20 protein-coding genes are annotated in these 21345 nt (G+C 73.5%); 9 read left to right on the plus strand and 11 right to left on the minus strand.

Going from position 1 to position 21345, the window contains the following annotated elements:
• Positions 1-101: 101 nt before the first annotated feature.
• Positions 102-803, plus strand: coding sequence for a PH domain-containing protein (locus ACZ3ZD_RS03135; RefSeq protein WP_467392846.1), 702 nt, complete (start codon positions 102-104; stop codon positions 801-803).
• Between the two features lie 175 nt (positions 804-978).
• Here the strand turns inward: ACZ3ZD_RS03135 and ACZ3ZD_RS03140 are convergent, their stop codons facing one another.
• The 3 genes from ACZ3ZD_RS03140 to ACZ3ZD_RS03150 all read right to left on the minus strand — a co-directional run bounded on the left by ACZ3ZD_RS03140 (position 979) and on the right by ACZ3ZD_RS03150 (position 4490).
• Complete coding sequence (locus ACZ3ZD_RS03140; protein ID WP_467392848.1) at positions 979-2610, minus strand: phospho-sugar mutase; 1632 nt, start codon at positions 2608-2610, stop codon at positions 979-981.
• A 494-nt stretch (positions 2611-3104) separates the two neighbouring features.
• Positions 3105-3929 carry a purine-nucleoside phosphorylase gene (locus ACZ3ZD_RS03145; protein WP_467392850.1) on the minus strand — a complete coding sequence of 275 codons (825 nt, stop codon included), beginning with the start codon at positions 3927-3929 and terminating at the stop codon, positions 3105-3107.
• A gap of 123 nt (positions 3930-4052) precedes the next feature.
• Complete coding sequence (locus ACZ3ZD_RS03150) at positions 4053-4490, minus strand: gamma-glutamylcyclotransferase family protein (RefSeq protein ID WP_467392852.1); 438 nt, start codon at positions 4488-4490, stop codon at positions 4053-4055.
• A 96-nt stretch (positions 4491-4586) separates the two neighbouring features.
• On the opposite strand from ACZ3ZD_RS03150, the gene ACZ3ZD_RS03155 reads away from it, so the two are divergent.
• On the plus strand, positions 4587-6035 hold the full coding sequence (locus ACZ3ZD_RS03155; RefSeq protein WP_467392854.1) for an NAD(P)H-quinone dehydrogenase: 1449 nt from the start codon (positions 4587-4589) through the stop codon (positions 6033-6035).
• 166 nt (positions 6036-6201) lie between these two features.
• Positions 6202-7146 (plus strand): DeoR/GlpR family DNA-binding transcription regulator, encoded by a 945-nt coding sequence (locus ACZ3ZD_RS03160; RefSeq protein WP_208033942.1) that lies wholly within the window; start codon positions 6202-6204, stop codon positions 7144-7146.
• 397 nt (positions 7147-7543) lie between these two features.
• Here the strand turns inward: ACZ3ZD_RS03160 and ACZ3ZD_RS03165 are convergent, their stop codons facing one another.
• Positions 7544-9316, minus strand: coding sequence for an acetyl/propionyl/methylcrotonyl-CoA carboxylase subunit alpha (locus ACZ3ZD_RS03165; RefSeq protein WP_467392857.1), 1773 nt, complete (start codon positions 9314-9316; stop codon positions 7544-7546).
• Positions 9317-9680: 364 nt separating this feature from the next.
• On the opposite strand from ACZ3ZD_RS03165, the gene ACZ3ZD_RS03170 reads away from it, so the two are divergent.
• Entirely contained in the window at positions 9681-10295 is a 615-nt protein-coding gene (locus tag ACZ3ZD_RS03170) for a hypothetical protein (protein WP_467392859.1), read from the plus strand.
• On the opposite strand, the gene ACZ3ZD_RS03175 is transcribed toward ACZ3ZD_RS03170, so the two are convergent.
• From ACZ3ZD_RS03175 to ACZ3ZD_RS03190, 4 genes are all read right to left on the minus strand, one after another.
• Complete coding sequence (locus tag ACZ3ZD_RS03175) at positions 10267-10884, minus strand: Maf family protein (RefSeq protein ID WP_467392861.1); 618 nt, start codon at positions 10882-10884, stop codon at positions 10267-10269. The genes ACZ3ZD_RS03170 and ACZ3ZD_RS03175 overlap by 29 nt on opposite strands.
• 26 nt (positions 10885-10910) lie before the next feature.
• Entirely contained in the window at positions 10911-11039 is a 129-nt protein-coding gene (mmpB, locus tag ACZ3ZD_RS03180) for a morphogenic membrane protein MmpB (RefSeq protein ID WP_467392863.1), read from the minus strand.
• Between the two features lie 76 nt (positions 11040-11115).
• Entirely contained in the window at positions 11116-11322 is a 207-nt protein-coding gene (locus tag ACZ3ZD_RS03185) for an acyl-CoA carboxylase epsilon subunit (protein WP_467392865.1), read from the minus strand.
• 9 nt (positions 11323-11331) lie between these two features.
• Positions 11332-12918, minus strand: coding sequence for an acyl-CoA carboxylase subunit beta (locus ACZ3ZD_RS03190; RefSeq protein WP_467392867.1), 1587 nt, complete (start codon positions 12916-12918; stop codon positions 11332-11334).
• A gap of 110 nt (positions 12919-13028) precedes the next feature.
• Here ACZ3ZD_RS03190 and ACZ3ZD_RS03195 point away from each other — a divergent pair, with 110 nt between their 5' ends.
• Positions 13029-13889: a biotin--[acetyl-CoA-carboxylase] ligase gene (locus ACZ3ZD_RS03195; RefSeq protein WP_467392869.1), complete on the plus strand. Its 861-nt coding sequence runs from the start codon at positions 13029-13031 to the stop codon at positions 13887-13889.
• Between the two features lie 582 nt (positions 13890-14471).
• Positions 14472-15584, plus strand: coding sequence for an adenylate/guanylate cyclase domain-containing protein (locus tag ACZ3ZD_RS03200; protein ID WP_467392871.1), 1113 nt, complete (start codon positions 14472-14474; stop codon positions 15582-15584).
• A gap of 47 nt (positions 15585-15631) precedes the next feature.
• Here ACZ3ZD_RS03200 and ACZ3ZD_RS03205 read toward each other — a convergent pair whose 3' ends face one another.
• Positions 15632-16237: a hypothetical protein gene (locus ACZ3ZD_RS03205; protein ID WP_467392873.1), complete on the minus strand. Its 606-nt coding sequence runs from the start codon at positions 16235-16237 to the stop codon at positions 15632-15634.
• A gap of 198 nt (positions 16238-16435) precedes the next feature.
• Here ACZ3ZD_RS03205 and ACZ3ZD_RS03210 point away from each other — a divergent pair, with 198 nt between their 5' ends.
• The 3 genes from ACZ3ZD_RS03210 (at position 16436) to hutH (ending at position 20076) form a co-directional block, all read left to right on the plus strand.
• Entirely contained in the window at positions 16436-17230 is a 795-nt protein-coding gene (locus ACZ3ZD_RS03210) for an enoyl-CoA hydratase/isomerase family protein (protein WP_467392875.1), read from the plus strand.
• Between the two features lie 76 nt (positions 17231-17306).
• On the plus strand, positions 17307-18449 hold the full coding sequence (locus tag ACZ3ZD_RS03215) for a GGDEF domain-containing protein (RefSeq protein WP_467392877.1): 1143 nt from the start codon (positions 17307-17309) through the stop codon (positions 18447-18449).
• An 88-nt stretch (positions 18450-18537) separates the two neighbouring features.
• Positions 18538-20076: a histidine ammonia-lyase gene (gene hutH / locus ACZ3ZD_RS03220; RefSeq protein WP_467393297.1), complete on the plus strand. Its 1539-nt coding sequence runs from the start codon at positions 18538-18540 to the stop codon at positions 20074-20076.
• A gap of 55 nt (positions 20077-20131) precedes the next feature.
• Here the strand turns inward: hutH and ACZ3ZD_RS03225 are convergent, their stop codons facing one another.
• On the minus strand, positions 20132-20926 hold the full coding sequence (locus tag ACZ3ZD_RS03225) for a hypothetical protein (protein WP_467392879.1): 795 nt from the start codon (positions 20924-20926) through the stop codon (positions 20132-20134).
• Positions 20927-20968: 42 nt separating this feature from the next.
• On the minus strand, positions 20969-21298 hold the full coding sequence (locus ACZ3ZD_RS03230; protein ID WP_467392881.1) for a hypothetical protein: 330 nt from the start codon (positions 21296-21298) through the stop codon (positions 20969-20971).
• Positions 21299-21345 lie beyond the last annotated feature (47 nt).

Consider the following 21345-nt stretch of genomic DNA (forward strand, 5'->3'; position numbering starts at 1 on the left):
CTGTACACCCCCGCTGCTCGTCCCGGCCGCCGACATCACGGATGAGCGCCGGTTGCCGGGCACCCGGTCACGTGTGCGGCGGCGTCGGGCAGAATCGGGCCATGACCACCCCGGACCACCCGTCACCCGCGTCACAGCCGCCCGCGTCCACCGCCAAGGACCGGGTCTACCGCTCGCCCCTCGGGCTGGCGGGCGGCGCGCTGCTGCTCCTGGTCGTGCTCTGGCTGGGCTTCGACGCCCTGGTCAAGGGCCACGGCCGGACGCCCTGGCTGGCGCTGGCCGGGATGATCCTCGTCGTGCCGCTGGTCGTCGCCTTCACGGTGCGCCCCGCGGTCTTCGCGGGCGAGGACCGGCTGCGCGTGCGCAACCCCTTCCGGGTCGTCACCCTGCCCTGGGGCGAGATCGCCGCCCTGCGCTCCGGCTACACCAACGAGGTCGTCACCCGGTCCGGCGCCAAGTACCAGCTGTGGGCCGTCCCCGTCTCGCTGCGCGCCCGCAAGAAGGCGGCCCGCCGGCAGCAGCTCGCGGCGGCCGACGCGGCCCGTGGCGCGACCCCGCGCGACCGGGGCACGGCGCTCGGCCCCGGTGGCCTCGGCCTCGGCGGCTTCGGCCTGCGCGGGCCGGACACCGGGCCGACCCGCGCGGAGACCGACCAGGTCATGGACGAACTGCGGGAACTGCTGGAACGCCACGGCGAGGCCGAGCCGGCCCAGGGCGAGGTCAGCGTGCGCTGGGCGTACGAGGTGGCGGCACCGGCGGTGGCCGGGGCGGTGCTGTTGGCGATCCTGGTGGGGATGGGCTGAGGGACCGCACCCTCCGGGGTTCGCGGGGTTCGCGGGGCTCCGGCGGTCCCGGGGGTCTTCGCTCGGTTCTCGGTGGCGCGGGGCCGCTGGTCGTCCCCCGCGTCGTGCCGCCGGAAGCCCTGGGGGTTCGCCGCCGGGTGCCCCTGTGCTGGGGCGCCCGGCGGGGGTGGGGGCCTCAGATGCCTGCGGCTGCCGACAGGTCGCGCTTGACGGCCGTCAGCAGGGCGGTCGCGCGGGCGCGGGCGGCCGGGAGGCCGGCGTGGGAGTCGACCGGTACGACGACCTCCAGGTAGCACTTCAGCTTGGGCTCGGTGCCGCTGGGGCGGACGATGACCCGGGCCCCGTCGAGGGTGTAGCGCAGGCCGTCCGTGGGCGGCAGCGTCTCCGTGCCCCGGGTCAGGTCCTCGGCCCGGAGGACGGGCAGGCCGGCCAGCTCGGCCGGCGGCTGCTCGCGCAGCCGGCGCATCGCGTCCCCGATCAGCGAGAGGTCCTGGACGCGGACCGACAGCTGGTCGGTGGCGTGCAGGCCGTGCTCCACGGCGAGGTCGTCGAGCAGGTCGAGGAGGGTACGGCCCTCCTCCTTCAGGACCGACGCCAGCTCGGTGATCAGCAGCGCGGCGGTGATGCCGTCCTTGTCGCGCACGCCCTCCGGGTCCACGCAGTAGCCGAGGGCCTCCTCGTAGCCGTAGCGCAGGCCGTCGACGCGGGCGATCCACTTGAAGCCGGTCAGCGTCTCCTCGTACGGCAGCCCCGCCTTCCCGGCGATCCGGCCGAGCAGGGAGGAGGAGACGATCGACTCGGCGAAGGTGCCCCGGGCGCCGCGCCGGACCAGGTGGGCGGCGAGCAGCGCGCCGACCTCGTCGCCGCGCAGCATCCGCCACTCCCCGCCGTCCTTGACGGCCACGGCACAGCGGTCGGCGTCCGGGTCGTTGGCGATGACGAGGTCCGGGCCGGTGGTACGGGCCCGCGCGAACGACAGGTCCATCGCGCCCGGCTCCTCCGGGTTCGGGAAGGCGACCGTCGGGAAGTCCGGGTCCGGTTCGGCCTGCTCGGCGACCAGCACCGGCTCGGGGAAGCCGGCCCGGGCGAAGGCGGCCAGCAGGACGTCCTTGCCGACGCCGTGCATGGCGGTGTAGACCGTGCGGGCGGTACGGGGGGAGCCGGCGGCGAGTACGGCGTCGGTACGGGCCAGATAGGCGTCCAGGACCGCGTCGTCCAGGGTCTCCCAGCCGGCGTCCGGACGGGGTACGTCGTGCAGGGAGGCGATCGCGTCGATCTCGGCGGCGATCTCCGCGTCGGCGGGCGGCACGATCTGGGAGCCGTCGCCGAGGTAGACCTTGTAGCCGTTGTCCCGGGGCGGGTTGTGGCTGGCGGTGACCTCCACGCCCGCGACCGCGCCGAGGTGCCTTATCGCGAACGCCAGCACGGGGGTGGGCAGCGGGCGGGGGAGCACGGCGGCGCGCAGGCCGGCACCGGTCATGACGGCGGCGGTGTCGCGGGCGAAGTCGGCGGACTTGTGGCGGGCGTCGTAGCCGATGACGACGAGTCCGTCGGTGTGGCCCTGCTTCCTCAGGTACGCGGCGAGGCCGGCGGCGGCGCGGATGACCACACTGCGGTTCATGCGCTGGGGGCCCGCGCCGAGTTCGCCCCGCAGGCCGGCGGTGCCGAACTGGAGGGTGCCGCTGAAGCGGGCCGACAGCTCTGCCGTGTCACCGGCCTCGATCAGCTTGGCCAGTTCGTCGCGCGTCTCCGGGTCCGGGTCCTCGGCGAGCCAGGCCTCGGCCCGGGCGATGAGATCGTCGTGCACCTTGGGATCAACCTCTCCTGTGTTCTGCCTGCTCCGGCCGGGGACTCAGCCCCCGACCCCCATGTGCCCACCCACCCGACTCCCTCGGCTGGAGGACGAACGACCGCGATCCGGCACGCCCGCTCAGCATCCCTGCGGCCCCCGCCCGACCGAGCCCCGCTTGGGTTCGGCGGAGCCGGCAAGACCGCTCCCGGCCCAGCCGGACGCAGTACCGCGCCGCAGTCGGCCGGACCACGACCCGCGGCCGCTCGGCCCAGCCGCGGTACCGCCCCGGGTCCAGCCGGACCGCAGCACCGCGCCGCACTCGGCCGGACCACGACCCGCGGCCGGTCAGGCCAGCCGCGGTACCGCCCCGGGTCCAGCCGGACCGCAGCACCGCCCCCGGCTCGGCTCGACCGCCGCACCGTGCCCCGCTCAGCCAGGGCACGGCACCGCGTCCCGCTCAGTCCGGGCAGCGCGCCGCGTCCCGCTCGGTCAGGGCAGCGAAGCGTGCCTCAGATGCGGCCCAGCACCTGCGCCAGGAGCTCGCCCATGCGGGTGGCGGAGTCGCGGCCGGCCTGGAGGACCTCCTCGTGGTTGAGGGGTTCGCCGGTCATGCCCGCGGCCAGGTTGGTGACCAGGGAGATGCCGAGGACCTCGGCGCCGGCCTCGCGGGCGGCGATGGCCTCCAGGACCGTGGACATGCCGACGAGGTCCGCGCCGATGACGCGGGCCATGCGGATCTCGGCCGGGGTCTCGTAGTGCGGGCCGGGGAACTGGGCGTAGACGCCCTCCTCCAGCGTGGAGTCGATCTCCTTGCACAGGGCGCGCAGGCGCGGCGAGTACAGGTCCGTCAGGTCGACGAAGTTGGCGCCGACGATCGGGGAGGTCGCGGTGAGGTTGATGTGGTCGCTGATCAGGACCGGCTGGCCGGGGCGCATGCCCTCGCGCAGGCCGCCGCAGCCGTTGGTCAGGACGATGGTCTTGCAGCCTGCCGCCACGGCGGTGCGCACACCGTGGGCGACGGCGGCGACGCCGCGGCCCTCGTAGTAGTGGGTGCGGCCCAGGAAGACCAGGGCGCGCTTGTCACCGAAGGAGTACGAGCGGACCTTTCCGCCATGGCCCTCGACGGCCGGCGGCGGGAAGCCGGGCAGCTCGGTGACCTGGAACTCGGCGTCGGGCGCGCCCAGGGCGTCGACGGCCGGAGCCCAGCCGGAGCCCATCACGAGGGCGACGTCGTGGGTCTCGGCGCCGGTGAGTTCGCGCAGGCGCGCGGCGGCGGCGTCGGCGGCGGCGTAGGGGTCGCCCTGGATGTCGTCCGGAAGAAGAGATGCGTTCACGCCGATGAGGGTAACCGCTCTTCGCCTACGCGCGTAGATGACAGAGCCCACGGGTTTCGGTTCGTTGCTTTGTCGGAATCCACAAAGGTGGGGCAAAGAGGGAGGAAAGGCGAGGGGCGGGCTTCAGCAGGGGCGCTTGCGGAGTTCCATCACATAGTCGTGCGGCGCCCCCGCCGACTCCGCCGCGTCGGCGACCTCGCCCAGGTACCGCGCCGACGGCAGCCCGCCCTCGTACGCGTTCAGCACGTACGCCCAGGCCGACTCCTCGCCGTCCAGCGTGTGCACGCGCACGCGTACCCGGCGGTAGATCTCCATCCCCACGCCCTCCCACCGGTCGAGCGACTCCTCGTCCATGGGGGCGATGTCGTACAGGCCGACGAAGACCTGCGCCAGCGGGTCCTCGACGATCGTCGCCAGCGCGCCCTCCCAGCCGAGCTGCTCCCCGCCGAAGGTCAGCCGCCAGCCGTTCAGCCACCCGGTGGCGCGCAGCGGGGAGTGCGGGGCGCGGCGGGACATCAGGCGCGCGTCGAGGTTGCCGGCGTACGCGGCATAGAGCGACATGCACCGAGGGTACGGCAGGCGCACCGCACGTCCCGGCCGCCCCGGGAGTGACCCGGTGGCGCCCCCGGGCAGTAGCACCTTGAGGCGTGCGGGACAATGGAGTACGTGACTCGGATCGTGATCATCGGTGGCGGACCCGGCGGATACGAGGCGGCCCTGGTGGCCGCCCAGCTCGGCGCGGAGGTGACCGTCGCGGACTGCGACGGTCTGGGCGGAGCGTCGGTACTGACCGACTGCGTGCCGTCGAAGACCCTTATCGCTACGGCCGAGGTCATGACGACCTTCGACTCGTCGTACGAGGAACTCGGCATCATCGTCGCCGACGACACCCCGCCGCTGGAGCAGGCGGCCCGGGTGGTCGGCGTCGACCTCGGCAAGGTCAACCGCCGGGTGAAGCGGCTCGCGCTCGCCCAGTCGCACGACATCACCGCCTCCGTCACCCGGGCCGGCGCCCGGGTCGTGCGCGGCCGCGGCCGGCTGGACGGCATGCAGGCCCTGGACGGGTCCCGGAAGGTCATCGTGACCGCCGCCGACGGGACCGAGGAGACCCTCACCGCCGACGCCGTCCTCATCGCCCCCGGCGGCCACCCGCGCGAGCTGCCCGACGCCCAGCCCGACGGCGAGCGCATCCTCAACTGGACCCAGGTCTACGACCTCACCGAGCTGCCGGACGAGCTGATCGTGGTCGGCTCGGGCGTCACCGGCGCCGAGTTCGCCGGCGCCTACCAGGCCCTCGGATCCAAGGTCACCCTGGTCTCCTCCCGCGACCGCGTGCTGCCCGGCGAGGACCCGGACGCCGCCGCCGTCCTGGAGGACGTCTTCCGCCGCCGTGGCATGAACGTCATGGCCCGCTCCCGCGCGCAGTCCGCCAAGCGCGTCGGCGACCGGGTCGAGGTGACGCTGGCCGACGGCCGGGTCATCAGCGGCTCGCACTGCCTGATGGCCGTCGGCGCCATCCCCAACAGCGCGGGCCTGGGCCTGGAGGAGGCCGGCGTCAAGCTGCGCGAGTCCGGGCACATCTGGACCGACAAGGTTTCGCGGACGACCGCGCCCGGTGTCTACGCGGCCGGTGACGTGACCGGTGTCTTCGCCCTCGCGTCCGTCGCCGCCATGCAGGGACGTATCGCCATGTACCACTTCCTGGGCGACGCGGTGGCCCCGCTGAACCTGAAGGCGGTCTCCTCGAACGTCTTCACCGACCCCGAGATCGCGACGGTCGGCTACACGCAGGCGGACGTCGACGCGGGCAAGATCGACGCGAAGGCCGTCAAGCTCCCGCTGCTGCGCAACCCGCGCGCCAAGATGCAGGGCATCCGGGACGGCTTCGTGAAGATCTTCTGCCGGCCCGGTACGGGGATCGTCGTCGGGGGTGTCGTCGTGGCGCCCCGCGCCTCGGAACTGATCCACCCCATCTCGATCGCCGTCGACAACAATCTGACGGTCGAACAGATCGCGAACGCGTTCACGGTGTACCCCTCCCTTTCGGGGTCGATCGCGGAGGTGGCCCGGCAGCTGCACAACCGCAAGGCGAGTGCGGAGGGCTGACGTGACCGGCCGACTTCCCGCTGGTCACGGGGAGTTGCCGCGAGTGCGGGCGGCATAGTCGGGGCGGGTAGGTGCTATACCACCTCCCGCCCTGTCATGCGAACAACTTCTGTTATTCGGCGCAAACTGCTGAAAGCAGACGGTCGCTGGGGTTACTGTCAGTTTCGTGTTCGCTGCTGAACGTCGCCAATTGATCCTCGAAATGGTGCGAGCGAACGGTGCGGTGTCGCTCCGTGAACTCGCCCGCGTCGTCCAGACCTCCGAAGTGACCGTACGGCGGGACGTGCGCGCACTGGAGGCAGAAGGACTCCTCGACCGCCGGCACGGCGGTGCGGTACTGCCGGGCGGTTTCACGCGGGAGTCCGGCTTCCCGCAGAAATCGCATCTCGCGACCGCCGAGAAGACGGCCATCGCCGACCTCGCCGCGGGCCTCGTCGAAGAAGGCGAGGCGATCGTGGTCGGGGCCGGTACGACCACGCAGGAACTGGCCCGCCGCCTCGCGCGTGTGCCGGGGCTCACGGTCGTCACCAACTCCCTCCTGGTCGCCCAGGCGCTGGCCCATGCCAACCGGGTGGAGGTCGTGATGACCGGGGGCACCCTGCGCGGCTCCAACTACGCCCTCGTGGGCTCCGGCGCCGAGCAGTCCCTGCAGGGCCTGCGGGTGTCGAAGGCCTTCCTCTCCGGGAGCGGTCTGACGGCCGAACGCGGGCTGTCCACCTCCAACATGCTCTCGGCATCCGTCGACCGGGCCCTCGTCCAGGCCGCCGCGGAGGTCGTCGTCCTCGCCGACCACACCAAGCTCGGCACGGACACGATGTTCCAGACCGTGCCGACGGACCTCATCACCCGGCTGGTCACCGACGAGCCGCCCGCCCACGACGACCGGGCCGCCACGGAGTTGCAGGCGCTCGCCGACCAGGGGGTGCAGATCGCCGTCGCGGGGGCGAGCGGAAGCCCGGGGGGTGACCAGGTCCCGGCGGGCCGCCGCGCTCCCCTGCCGGGACCGCGCCGGGGGCACGTACCCGGCTCCTCCCCGCTGCGCTCCACCACCGGCCTCGGCGACCCGGCGTCCCCCGACCGCGGCCGCGTCGCCGACCTGCGCCGCCGGTGACCGCCGTGACGCCGGCGACGGTGGCGTGGGCGCGGGGCGGATGAGGCACCGCCCCGCGGGCCGCCGGTGCCGTTTCCGGTGCCGTCGGCCGCCGCCCGTTCGCTGACGCGCCACAGCGGGCGGTACGACGGGGGAGGCGAGGGGTGCGCCGGGGAGGCGAGCGCCGGGGTCGTGTACGGCCGTCCGCCCGGCCGGCGGCCCCGGAGCGCCCCCTGGCTCTCCCGACCTCCAGAACTCCCGGCCACATCACCCACCCGACGGTGAATCCTTCCGCCGATCGGCCGCACCCCGTACGGCCCAACCCCCTACGGCCCCACCCCGTACGGCTCCGCAAACGCCACGCCCGGCGGGCCGTGGAGCGTGGCCGCCGGGCGTGGCTGGGGATGGTGGGGCAGGGTCAGTCCTTGATCTCGCAGATCGCGGCGCCCGAGGTGACGGAGGCGCCGACCTCGGCGCTCAGGCCCTTGATGGTGCCCGCCTTGTGGGCGTTGAGGGGCTGCTCCATCTTCATGGCCTCCAGGACGACGACCAGGTCGCCCTCCTGGACCTCCTGGCCCTCCTCGACGGCGATCTTGACGATCGTGCCCTGCATGGGCGAGGCGAGGGTGTCACCGGAGGCGACCGGACCGGACTTCTTCGCCGCGCGGCGCTTGGGCTTGGCGCCCGCGGCCAGGCCCGTGCGCGCCAGGCTCATGCCCAGCGACGACGGCAGGGAGACCTCCAGGCGCTTGCCGCCGACCTCGACGACCACCGTCTCGCGGCCCAGCTCCTCGTCCGCCTCGGCGTCGGCCGGAGCGGCGAACGGCTTGATCTCGTTGACGAACTCCGTCTCGATCCAGCGGGTGTGGACCGTGAAGGGGTCGGCCGAGCCGGTCAGTTCCGGAGCGAACGCCGGGTCCCGTACCACCACGCGGTGGAAGGGGATCGCCGTCGCCATGCCCTCGACCTGGAACTCGTCCAGCGCGCGGGCGGCCCGCTCCAGGGCCTCCTTGCGGGTACGGCCCGTCACGATCAGCTTGGCCAGCAGCGAGTCCCACGCCGGGCCGATCACGCTGCCGGCCTCCACGCCCGCGTCCAGGCGGACACCGGGACCGGACGGCGCGTCGAAGCGGGTGACCGTACCGGGGGCCGGGAGGAAGTTGCGGCCCGGGTCCTCGCCGTTGATCCGGAACTCGAACGAGTGTCCGCGCAGCACCGGGTCGTCGTACCCCAGCTCCTCGCCGTCGGCGATGCGGAACATCTCGCGGACCAGGTCGATGCCGGCGACCTCCTCGGTCACCGGGTGCTCCACCTGCAGACGGGTGTTGACCTCGAGGAACGAGATCGTGCCGTCCTGGCCGACCAGGAACTCGCAGGTGCCCGCGCCCTCGTAGCGGGCCTCCTTCAGGATGGCCTTCGAGGCGCGGTACAGCTCGGCGACCTGCTCCTCGGACAGGAACGGCGCCGGGGCCTCCTCCACCAGCTTCTGGTGCCGGCGCTGGAGGGAGCAGTCACGGGTGGAGACGACGACCACGTTGCCGTGCTTGTCGGCCAGGCACTGGGTCTCCACGTGCCGCGGACGGTCCAGGTAGCGCTCCACGAAGCACTCGCCGCGGCCGAAGGCGGCGACCGCCTCGCGCACCGCCGAATCGTAGAGCTCCGGCACCTCTTCCAGGGTCCGGGCGACCTTCAGGCCGCGGCCGCCGCCACCGAAGGCGGCCTTGATGGCGATCGGCAGGCCGTGCTCGCGGGCGAAGGCCACGACCTCCTCGGCGCCGCTCACCGGGTCGGGCGTGCCGGCGACCAGCGGCGCGCCGGCACGCTGGGCGATGTGCCGGGCGGCGACCTTGTCACCCAGGTCGCGGATGGCCTGCGGCGGCGGGCCGATCCAGATCAGGCCCGCGTCCAGGACCGCCTGCGCGAACTCGGCGTTCTCCGAGAGGAAGCCGTAGCCCGGATGGACGGCGTCGGCCCCGGACTCGCGCGCCGCGTTCAGGATCTTTTCGATGACCAGATAGCTGGTGGCCGGGGTGTCACCGCCCAGGGCGAACGCCTCATCCGCGGCGCGGACATGCAGAGCGTCCCGGTCCGGGTCCGCGTAGACGGCCACGCTCGCGATCCCGGCGTCCCGGCAGGCCCGGGCCACGCGGACAGCGATTTCGCCACGGTTGGCGATGAGCACCTTGCGCACGATTGAGGCTCCCTCCTTGAAACAAGCCGAGTTTAGGGACTGCCGACACGGCACTTCGACCCGTCCCCAATGGTGAGCTTGCCCACACGGAGCGTGATTCGAGGCTCGCTCGACCCGTGAAATCCCTTGTCGCACCTCGGTACGCAGGACTCCTTCGGGAAACCCTAGCCCTGTCATGTGGCCAAGGTCTCTGTGAGGGCGTGCTGCGGCCCACTCTGTTTCTTTGTGGAGTCCCTACGAATGGCCCAATGATTCTTTGCCGCCGCCCGAACCCTTGTCCCTCGGTTTACCCGTTAGTAGCGTTCGCGCTGTCCGGAACGAACCCGAGGTAACAGGCCGTCGGTGTGAGAGTGGGTGGGGCCCGGTGGTGCGCAGACCGGTGGCATGGATCGTGGCGGTCGTCCTCCTGGCGGAGGCCGTCCTCATCGCCGCGCTGAACTGGTTCCTCGGAGTGGTCGTCGACCGGCAGGACATGTCCCTGGCCGGCCTCGACCCGGACGTCATGGCGATGTCCTCGAAGATCGCGGGAGTGGTCTTCGGGCTCTACTTCGCCCTGTGCGCCCTGGTGGCCCTGCTCGTCGCGGTACGCGACCGCGCCCCGGCCGGCCTCGGCCGCGTCCTGCTGATCAGCGCGGCCGTGGTGCACGGCCTGCTCGGCGCGTTCGCCTGGGGACTGGTCGGCTGGCCGGCGTTCCTGTTCATGGTGGTCGTACTCGGGCTGATCGTGCTGCTGCTGATGACGTACGACCGTACGGGTGGCCCGCAGGGCCCGGCGGCCGTCGACGGGCCGCCCGAGCAGGGCGGGGGACCGGCCGCGCGGCCTGAGCCGGGCGCGGCCCCCGCCGGTGCGGGCGCGCCGGCGAGCCGTACGGACGAGCCGCAGGACGGCGACGAGGAGCCCCAGGACTCCGTCCCCTCCGCCCCCTCCGCCCCTTCCGTCCCCGACCGGGTCACCGCTCCGGCGACCACAACTCCGTGATGCCCACGCCCAGTTCCGCGAGGAGCCGGCGGACCAGGGGCAGGCTGATGCCGATGACGTTGCCGTGGTCGCCGTCGATGCCCTCGATGAACGGCGCCGAACGGCCGTCCAGGGTGAACGCGCCGGCCACGTGCAGCGGCTCCCCGGAGGCCACGTAGGCGGCCACCTCCTCGTCGCTGGGCTCGCCGAACCGGACGACGGTGGAGGCGGTCGCCGACACGTACCGCTTGGCGGCCGTGTCCCACACGCAGTGGCCCGTCTGGAGCACTCCGGCCCGCCCGCGCATGGACTTCCAGCGGGCGGTGGCCTCCTCGGCGTCGGCCGGCTTGCCGAGCGCCCGGCCGTCCAGCTCCAGCACCGAGTCGCAGCCGATCACCAGGGCGCCCTGCACCTCCGGCCGCGCCGCCACGACCGACGCCTTCGCCTCGGCCAGGGCGAGCGCCAGCTCCGCCGGGGTGGGCGCGGTGACGGCGTCCTCGTCGACACCGCTGACGATCACCTCCGGTGAGAGACCGGCCTGCCTCAGGAGGCCCAGGCGGGCGGGGGACTGGGAGGCGAGGATCAGGCGGCGGTGCGGCTTCGCGGTCATGCCGTCAGACTAGCCGCGTCGCCGCGCTACCTCAGACCGATCACGAGCATGGCCAGGATCATGGCGAGGGCCATGACGAAGCCGAGCCGCCGAAGCATGCCCTGCGCGTCGCGCAGGTCCTTCGGCGGCTCGTCCTCGGGGTCCGACCAGAGCATTCATCCAGCGTGCGGCCGGGCGGCGCCGGGCGCCTGAGTAGGCGTACTCAAGTTGGCACCCCGAGCTGTGCCGGGGTCAGCTCGGCCAGTACGTGCGGGTCCAGGACACCGGACCCGGCCGGGGGACCCGGGCCGCCGCGATCCGCGACGGGTCGGACCACGCGTCCCTCGGGCCTTCCGCGCCGGACGGCGTGGCCGCTGCCGCCGCGGCGCGGGCGCGGACCACCGCCAGGGCGGCGGCCAGCTCCTCCGGGGTCGGATTGCCTCGTACGACCTTGATCACGACTGCTCCTTAGAGGGGGATGTTGCCGTGCTTCTTCGGGGGCAGGGATTCCCGCTTGGTGCGCAGCTGACGCAGGCCGCGCACGATGTGGGCGCGGGTGTCGGACGGCATGATCACGGCGTCGACGTAACCGCGCTCGGCCGCGACGTAGGGGTTGAGGAGGGTGTCCTCGTACTCCTGGATGAGGCGGGCGCGGACCGCCTCGGTGTCGTCGCCCGCCGCGGCGATGGTGCGGCGGTGCAGGATGTTCACCGCGCCCTGGGCACCCATGACGGCGATCTGCGCGGTGGGCCACGCCAGGTTGAGGTCGGCGCCCAGGTGCTTGGAGCCCATGACGTCGTAGGCGCCGCCGAAGGCCTTGCGGGTGATGACGGTGATCAGCGGGACGGTGGCCTCGGCGTAGGCGTAGATCAGCTTGGCGCCGCGCCGGATGATGCCGTCGTGCTCCTGGTCGACGCCGGGCAGGAAGCCGGGGACGTCCACGAAGGTCAGCACCGGGATGTTGAAGGCGTCGCAGGTCCGCACGAAGCGGGCGGCCTTCTCGCTCGCCGTGATGTCGAGGCAGCCGGCGAACTGCAACGGCTGGTTGGCGACCACGCCCACCGGGTGGCCCTCGACCCGGCCGAACCCGGTGAGGATGTTCGGCGCGAACAGGGCCTGCGTCTCGAAGAACTCGGCGTCGTCCAGGACGTGCTCGATCACCGTGTGCATGTCGTACGGCTGGTTGGCGCTGTCCGGTACGACGGTGTCCAGCTCCCGGTCCTCGTCGTTGACGGCGAGGTCCGCCTCCTCAGGGAAGACCGGCGGCTCGGAGAGGTTGTTGGACGGCAGGTACGACAGCAGCTGCTTGACGTACTCGATGGCGTCCTTCTCGTCGCCGGCCATGTGGTGGGCCACGCCGGAGGCGGTGTTGTGGGTGCGGGCGCCGCCCAGCTCCTCGAAGCCGACGTCCTCGCCGGTGACGGTCTTGATGACGTCCGGACCGGTGATGAACATGTGCGAGGTCTGGTCGACCATGACCGTGAAGTCGGTGATGGCGGGCGAGTAGACCGCGCCGCCCGCGCACGGGCCCACGACCAGCGAGATCTGCGGGATGACACCGCTGGCATGGGTGTTGCGGCGGAAGATCTCCCCGTACGCGCCCAGCGAGGCCACACCCTCCTGGATGCGGGCGCCACCGGAGTCGTTGATCCCGATGACCGGGCAGCCCGTCTTCAGGGCGAAGTCCATGACCTTGACGATCTTCTGCCCGTAGACCTCGCCCAGCGCCCCGCCGAAGACGGTGAAGTCCTGGGAGAACACGGCGACCGGGCGGCCGTCCACGGTGCCGTAGCCGGTGACGACGCCGTCCCCGTACGGTCGGTTCTGCTCCAGCCCGAAGTGGGTGGAGCGGTGCCGGGCGAACTCGTCCAGCTCGACGAACGAGCCGTCGTCCAGCAGCAGTTCGATCCGCTCACGGGCCGTCAGCTTGCCCTTGGCGTGCTGCTTCTCGACGGCGCGTTCCGAGCCGGCGTGCGTCGCCTCGTGGATGCGGCGCTGGAGATCCGCCAGCTTGCCCGCGGTCGTGTGAATGTCGATCTCTTCCGGCTCGGACATCGGGATGCGGCTCCCTGCCTGCTCAAAAGGGGGGACGGTTACTCATCCGTAGAGTAGTGGCGGCCCTACGGATCAGCAGTGCGTCGTTTACCACACCTAGGGTGGCTTGCATGACGCCGCACAAACCATCAGACGACAGCCGCTGGTCCGACCTGGACCGTCCGCCCCTGAACGCCGCGGCACTGCGGCGCGCCCTGGTCCGGGAGGAGGGCCTGTACCGCGACATCGACGTGGTGCGGCGGACCGGTTCCACCAACTCCGACCTCGCCGGGCTGGCCGCCGCCGGGAAGGCCGGCGAGGGTGCGGTGCTGGTGGCGGAGGAGCAGACGGCCGGGAGGGGCCGGCTGGACCGCCGCTGGACGGCTCCGCCGCGCTCGGGTCTGTTCTTCTCCGTCCTGCTCAAGCCGGCCGAGGTGCCGGTGGCCCGCTGGGGGTGGCTGCCGCTGCTGACGGGCGTCGCGGTGGCGACCGGGCTGTCCCGGTCCGCGGGCGTCGACACGGCGCTCAAGTGGCCGAACGACCTGCTGGTCACCGTCGGCGGGGAGGAACGAAAGGCCGGCGGGATCCTCGCCGAGCGGGCCGGGGCGGACGGCATCGTCGTCGGCGTGGGCATCAACGTCAGCCTGCGGGCCGACGAACTCCCCGTCCCCCAGGCGGGCTCCCTCGCGCTGGCCGGCGCCCTCGGCACGGACCGGGGCCCGCTGCTGCGGGCGGTGCTGCGCTCGCTGGAGGAGTGGTACGGCCGCTGGCGCGCCGCAGGCGGCGACCCCTCGGCGAGCGGCCTCCAGGAGACCTACACGGCCGGCTGCGCCACCCTCGGCCGCGTGGTCCGAGCCGAGCTGCCCGGCGACCGGTCGGTGGTGGGCGAGGCCGTGGCCCTGGACGGCGACGGCCGCCTGATCATCGCCACGGAACGGGGAGTACAGGAGCCGGTGGGCGCGGGAGACATCATCCACCTACGCCCAGCCTGACCGCCCGCCCCCGCAAGGGACAGCTCCGGCGCCACACGACAGGCCCGACTGCAGCTCCCTCAGGGGCGCGGGGAACTGCGCGACGAGCCACGACGGCCCCGCAGCCGACGACGGCGAAGACGCAAGGGGCAGCTCCGGCGCCGCACGGCATGCCCGGCTGCAGCTCCCCAGGGGCGCGGGGAACTGCGCGAGGAGCCACGACGGCCCCGCGGCCGACGACGGCGAAGACGCAAGGAGGAGCTCCGGCGCCGCACGGCATGCCCGACCGCAGCTCCCTGGGGGCGCGGGGAACTGCGCGAGGGGCCACGACGGCCCCGCGGCCGACGACGGCGAAGACGCAAGGAGAAGATCGGGCGCCGCACGGCAGACCCGACCGCAGCTCCCCAGGGGCGCGGGGAACTGCGCGACCGGCCACGACGGCCCCGCGGCCGACAACGGAGAGCCCCCGCAGCAACCCCGCCCCAGACCACCGGCACCGACCACCACCCCCCCGCCGAACCCAACGGAGTGAGCTGGCGCACACCTGCCGTAGAGTTGAGCCCGGTCGATACCTGACCGCGGCAGATCGGAAGGGCAGCAGGCGTGACCGTCGACGACACGGGCTCCGGCGCTGGCGGGGACCCCCACGCCGCCGACACCGGCGAGGACCCGCTGGCCCTGCGGCTCGAACAGCTCATCCTGGGCGCCGAGCGCCGCTACACCCCGTTCCAGGCCGCCCGCAGCGCCGGCGTCTCCATGGAGCTGGCGTCCCGCTTCTGGCGGGCGATGGGCTTCGCGGACATAGGCCAGGCCAAGGCGCTCACCGAGGCCGACGTCCTCGCCCTGCGCCGGCTCGCCGGCCTGGTCGAGGCGGGCCTGCTCAGCGAGGCGATGGCGGTGCAGGTGGCCCGGTCCACCGGGCAGACCACCGCCCGGTTGGCCGAGTGGCAGATCGATTCCTTCCTGGAGGGCCTGACCGAGCCCCCGGAGCCGGGGATGACCCGCACCGAGGTGACGTACCCGATCGTCGAGCTGCTCCTGCCCGAGCTGGAGGAGTTCCTCGTCTACGTCTGGCGCCGCCAGCTCGCCGCCTCCGCCGGCCGGGTCGTGCAGACGGGTGACGACGAGGAGATGGTCGACCGGCGCCTGGCCGTCGGCTTCGCCGACCTGGTCGGCTTCACCCGGCTCACCCGCCGTATGGAGGAGGAGGAGCTGGGCGAGCTGGTCGAGGCGTTCGAGACGACCGCCGCCGACCTGGTGGCCGCGCGCGGCGGCCGTCTCATCAAGACCCTCGGCGACGAGGTGCTGTACGCGGCGGACGACGCGGGTACGGCCGCGGACATCGCGCTGCGGCTGGTGGAGACGCTGTCGAACGACGAGACGATGCCCGAGCTGCGGGTCGGCATGGCGTTCGGCACGGTGACCACCCGAATGGGCGATGTGTTCGGTACGACGGTGAACCTGGCCTCCCGGCTGACCTCGATAGCGCCGCGCGACGCCGTCCTGGTGGACAGCGCCTTCGCCGAGGAGCTGATCCGCACCGGCGAGGCGCCCGCCTCGGAGGCGGAGGCGGCGGAGGCCGCTGCGGCCGCCGAGAAGGAGGGCGAGGAGCCGCCGACGTACCGCTTCGCGCTCCAGCCGATGTGGCAGCGCCCGGTGCGCGGGCTCGGCGTGGTCGAGCCGTGGCTGCTCGCCCGCCGCGACGGACAGGCGTAGGACCGCTCTTTCGGATCCTGCCGGCGTCGCGGGACCTGGCACGCCCGTCACCTGCCGAGGCCGCCGAGTACGTCCACGCACAGGCCGATCACCGGAACGCACACCCCGCCCGGGTCGGGCCGCGCCGGGCCATGGCTCGGGGTGGGGCTCGGGGTCGGCGTGGGGGTCGCCGGGGCGGGGGGCGGGGCGGACGCCGTCGGCGCGGGGGCCGTCGTACCACCGGGTGTGTCCGGGGTGCCGGTCGCCCGGGCGGTCGGCACGGCGGTGGGGCCGGGTGCCGTCGCCGTACCCGGCGCCGCGCCCGGCGTGCCCCGCGCCGGGGACCCGGTGGGGGTCGGCACGAGGCTGCGGCCGCCCATGACGGAGGTCGCCGAGGGCAGGGCGGTCGGGGCGGCGGCGAGGGTGGCCGAGGTGCCGGCCGAGGACTCCGGGGCCTGGCCGCCCGGGCCGAGCCGGGGCTCCGCCTCCGCCGTGCCCGGCGCGCCGACCCCCGACTCCGGGGTCACCCGGACGAGGGAGAGCACCCCGGCGGCCAGGGCGAGACCGCCGGCCGCGAGCAGCACCTTGCGGGGGTGGGGCTTGCGGTGCCGGCCGCGCCGTAGGCCCGGCGCGCGGTCCTGTTCCGCGGCCGGCTGTCCAGGTATCGGTGTCATGGGTTCCCTCCCCGCCGCGCGCCCGAGGCGCGCCGTGGCGCACGCACGCTATGCGCTCGTGTGGGCGAAGTGCGCGGAGACGGCCGGGATGTCACTCGAACGGGCGAACGGCCCTGGTGCCCCGGGCTTCCCGGGAGCGGGCGCGGCTGCGATGATCGGGCGGACGGTCAGTTAACCCGCGTTAACCGGAGGGGTGTCATGAGCGAGGAGCGGTTCGGGGAGTTCGTGCTGGTGCGGCGGCACGGGCATGTCGCGGAGCTGGTGCTGGACCGGCCCAAGGCGATGAACGCCGTCTCCACGGAGATGGCCCGGTCCCTCGCGGGCGCGTGCACCGCGCTCGCCGCCGACCGGGACGCCCGGGTGGTCGTCCTGACCTCGTCGCACGAACGGGCGTTCTGCGTGGGCGCGGACCTGAAGGAGCGGAACTCCTTCACCGACGCCGACCTGGTACGGCAGCGGCCGGTGGCGCGGGCGGCGTACACCGGGGTGCTGGAGCTGCCGATGCCGACCGTCGCGGCGGTGCACGGCTTCGCGCTGGGCGGCGGTTTCGAGCTGGCGCTGTCCTGCGACCTGATCGTGGCCGACGCCACGGCCGTGGTGGGGCTGCCGGAGGTGTCCGTGGGCGTCATCCCGGGCGGCGGCGGCACCCAGCTGCTGCCCCGCCGGGTCGGTGCGGCGCGCGCGGCCGAGCTGGTCTTCTCGGCGCGGCGGGTGGAGGCGGCCGAGGCGGCCGGGCTGGGGCTGGTGGACCGGCTGGTGGAGGCCGGCCGGGACCGCGAGGAGGCGCTGGCGCTCGGGCAGCGCATCGCCGGGAACTCGCCGGTGGGCCTGCGGGCGGCGAAGCGGGCACTGCGCCTGGGTCACGGCCTGGACCTGCGGGCCGGCCTGGAGGTCGAGGACGCGGCCTGGCGCTCGGTCGCCTTCTCCGGCGACCGCGCGGAGGGTGTGGCGGCCTTCAACGAGAAGCGCGCGCCACAGTGGCCGGGCGAGTAAGCCACCTCGTCCGAACATTCCACCTGATCGCCATACCAACGGCCCCAATCCGACCAATCCTCCCTAATCTGGAGTAATGGGTGAGGACGAGCGGCTGGCCGCGGTCGTGGCGCTGGCTCAGGGGATGGCGGCGGCGCACACTCCCCGGGAGTGCTGGCGGGCCGCCGCCGTCGGGGCCTGCCGTGCGCTGGACGGCAGCTTCGCCGCGCTGTCGGTGTGGGAGCGGGAGCTCGGCCGGCTGAGGGTCCTCGTGAACGTCGGGGACCGCGCCCCGGACGAGGAGGAGTTCCCGGAGGCCGAGACCTACCCGGTGCACCAGTTCCCGGAGATCACCGAGTTCCTGCACGAGCGCTGGGCCGGCGGCGGCGGGCCCAACGCCTGGGTGGAGACGGCCGAGGGAACGGCCGCCGGCGAGCCCGGTTACTTCCACCAGCGCGTCGCCGCCCTGCGCCGCCGGGGCCGCGGCTGCTGTGTCGTCGCACCCGTCGTCCTGCACGGCCGCGCCTGGGGCGAGGTGTACGTGGCGCGCGCGGCCGGCCGGCCGCTGCTCGCGCGGGCCGACGCCGACTTCGCCACGGTCCTCGCCGCCGTGGTCGCCGCCGGCATCGCGCAGACCGAGCGGCTGGAGGAGGCCCGCCGGCTCGCGTACACCGACGCCCTGACCGGCCTCGCCAACCGCAGGGCCGTGGACGTACGCCTGGAGGAGGCCGTCGAGCGGCACCGCGCCGAGGGTGTGGTCGTCAGTCTCGTCGTCTGCGACCTCAACGGGCTCAAGCGGGTCAACGACACCCTCGGGCACGCCGTCGGCGACCGCCTCCTCGAACGCTTCGGCTCGGTGCTGTCGCTGTGCGGCGCGATGCTGCCCGGCGCACTGGCCGCGCGGCTCGGCGGGGACGAGTTCTGTCTGCTCGCGGTCGGACCGCCCGCCGACGACGTGGTGAAGGCCGCCGACGAACTGTGCCGCCGTGCCGGGGAGCTGGAGCTGGGCGAGGGCGTCGCGTGCGGGGTCGCCTCGACCGAGGACCCGATCGGGGAGGTACGGGACGCGCGCCGGCTGTTCCGGCTCGCGGACGCCGCCCAGTACCGTGCCAAGGCCACCCGCCTGGACCGGCCGGTGGTGGCCGGCCGGGAGGGGCCGGACGACCCCGTCGTACGGCTGGCCGACGAGCCGCCGCCCGTGCGGGGCGAGCGGCGCCGGTTCCGCGGGCGCCTGCCGTGAGGCGAAGCCCACACCCCGCGGTAAGGGTCGCCCCCGGCCCCCACTAGTGACACCATCGCATTCAATGCGTACGCTCCTGAATATGGATATGCACACTGTGGTGGTGGGGACGTCCGGGGTCACGGCGTCCGACGTTCTCGCCGTGGCGCGCGGCGGTGCCCGCATCGAGCTGTCGGCCGAAGCCGTGGCGGCCCTCGCGGCGGCCCGGGAGATCGTGGACGCCCTCGCGGCCAAGCCGGAACCGGTCTACGGCGTCTCCACCGGCTTCGGCGCCCTGGCGACCCGGCACATCAGCCCGGAACTGCGCGCCCAGCTGCAGCGCAACATCGTCCGCTCGCACGCCGCCGGCATGGGGCCCCGGGTCGAGCGGGAGGTCGTACGGGCCCTGATGTTCCTGCGGCTCAAGACCGTCTGCTCCGGACACACCGGCGTGCGGCCCGAGGTCGCCCAGACCATGGCCGACGTGCTGAACGCCGGCATCACCCCGGTCGTGCACGAGTACGGCTCGCTCGGCTGCTCCGGCGACCTGGCCCCGCTGTCCCACTGTGCCCTCGCGCTCATGGGCGAGGGGGACGCCGAGGGCCCCGACGGCGTCGTACGGCCCGCCGGCGAGCTGCTCGCCGAGCACGGGATCCGGCCTGTCGAACTGCGCGAGAAGGAGGGCCTCGCCCTCCTCAACGGCACCGACGGCATGCTCGGCATGCTGATCATGGCCCTCGCCGACCTCGGCACCCTGTACACGTCCGCCGACATCACCGCCGCCCTCAGCCTGGAGGCGCTGCTCGGCACGGACAAGGTGCTCGCGCCGGAGCTGCACGCCATCCGGCCCCACCCGGGCCAGGGTGCCAGCGCCGCCAACATGCTGGCCGTGCTAAAGGGTTCGGGGCTCACCGGGCACCACCAGGACGACGCCCCGCGCGTCCAGGACGCCTACTCCGTGCGCTGCGCCCCGCAGGTCGCCGGCGCCGGACGCGACACCCTCGCGCACGCCCGCCTGGTCGCCGAGCGCGAGCTGGCCTCCGCCGTCGACAACCCGGTGGTGCTGCCCGACGGCCGCGTGGAGTCGAACGGCAACTTCCACGGCGCGCCCGTGGCCTACGTCCTGGACTTCCTCGCCATCGCCGCCGCCGACCTCGGCTCCATCGCCGAGCGCCGCACCGACCGGCTGCTGGACAAGAACCGCAGCCACGGGCTGCCGCCGTTCCTCGCGGACGACGCCGGTGTCGACTCCGGTCTGATGATCGCCCAGTACACGCAGGCCGCGCTGGTCAGCGAGCTGAAGCGGCTGGCCGTACCGGCCTCCGCGGACTCCATCCCGTCCTCCGCCATGCAGGAGGACCACGTCTCCATGGGCTGGTCGGCCGCGCGCAAGCTGCGCACCGCCGTCGACAACCTCACCCGGGTCGTCGCCATCGAGCTGTACGCGGCCACCCGCGCCGTCGAGCTGCGCGAGGGCCTCACCCCGTCGCCCGCCACCCGGGCCGTCATCGATGCCGTACGGGCCGCCGGGGTGCAGGGACCCGGTCCGGACCGCTTCCTCGCGCCCGACCTGGCCGCCGCCGACGCGTTCGTGCGCGGCGGCGAGCTGGTGGCGGCCGTGGAGAAGGTCACCGGCCCGCTCCAGTGAACGCGCGAGGGGTCCCGGCACCGGCCGGGGCCCCTCGGTGTCACCAGGGAAAACGTCACTTCAGCTTGGCGGCCTGCGCCTTCACCACCGGAGCGGAGACCGTGTACGCCTTCTTGCTCATCATCGCGCCGATGTTGATCGTGGTGTACACCGCGAGGGTGTTCCCGTGCCGCACGACCTCGGCGTGCAGCGGCAGGGCCCCGTCCTTGCCCGCGTCGTTGGTCCCGGTGAAGGCCACCGACGCGTCACCGGTGCCGGAGGACTTCTCCTCGGCGACCTTGGTGTACCTGCCCTTCTCGCCGTCCTGATCGCCGGAGAAGCCGCCCGCGCAGGCCTTGACCGCGTCGGAGACCGCCTTCAGGCCCCGCTCGGCGCCGTCCCCGTCGTACGAGGCCAGAGTGACCACGGTGACGTCCAGGTCCATGGACCTGCCGAGCGCCTCCTCGAACTTGCCGCTCGCCAGGTCGTCCGGGGACGTGGCGCCGTCCGTCGGGTCCTTCTTCTCCTCCGTGGCCATACGGCTGGTGTGCGCCGCCGGGTCACCGGGCGCGATGGCGGTGAACGCCCGCAGCACCGGCTCGCAGCTGGCGTCGTCGGTCGTGACCCTGGTCCGGTCGGGGACACCGCCCTCGACGGCACCCACCTTGTACCCGGGCACGTCCCCCTGCGCGATGATCGCCTTCTTCAACTCGGCGGCGCTCAGCGCCTTCGCGGCGGACGTCGCCCCGTCCTTGCCCGGGACACTCCCGGACGCCTTCGATCCCCCGCCGCCACACCCCGTGACGAAGGCGAGTGACACTGCGCTCACAGCCGCGGTGGCGCACAGCCGCACGCCCGATGATCTCTTCATGGGCGAACTATGTGGCGGCTGTCAAAGCTCCGTCAAGGACAATTAAAAGCCCAGGCGCTCCCTGCGCACCGAGTACACGACGAACCCGGCGCCCACGGCGAGGAAGAGACTGCCGCCGATGACGTACGGGGTGGTGTCGAAGCTTCCCGTGTCGGCCAGTTCGGTCTCCACCGCCCGGTCCGCGGACCCGGCGGCCGCCGCCGTCACCGCCCTGGCCTGCGTGACCTGCGCCACATGCGGCGAGACGGAGGTGGCCGCGGTGTCTCTCGCCGGGGCGTCCTGCGAGGCGTTCGCGGACGGGACGAACCACAGCGCGCAGAGCAGGGTGCCCGCGGCGGTGGCGGTCAGCAGCGGACGGCGAGCGGATGACACGGAATATCGATCCCCTTGTGACGCTGGCGAATTGGCCGTGTGGGGCG

Source organism: Streptomyces sp. NPDC023481, from assembly GCF_055560195.1.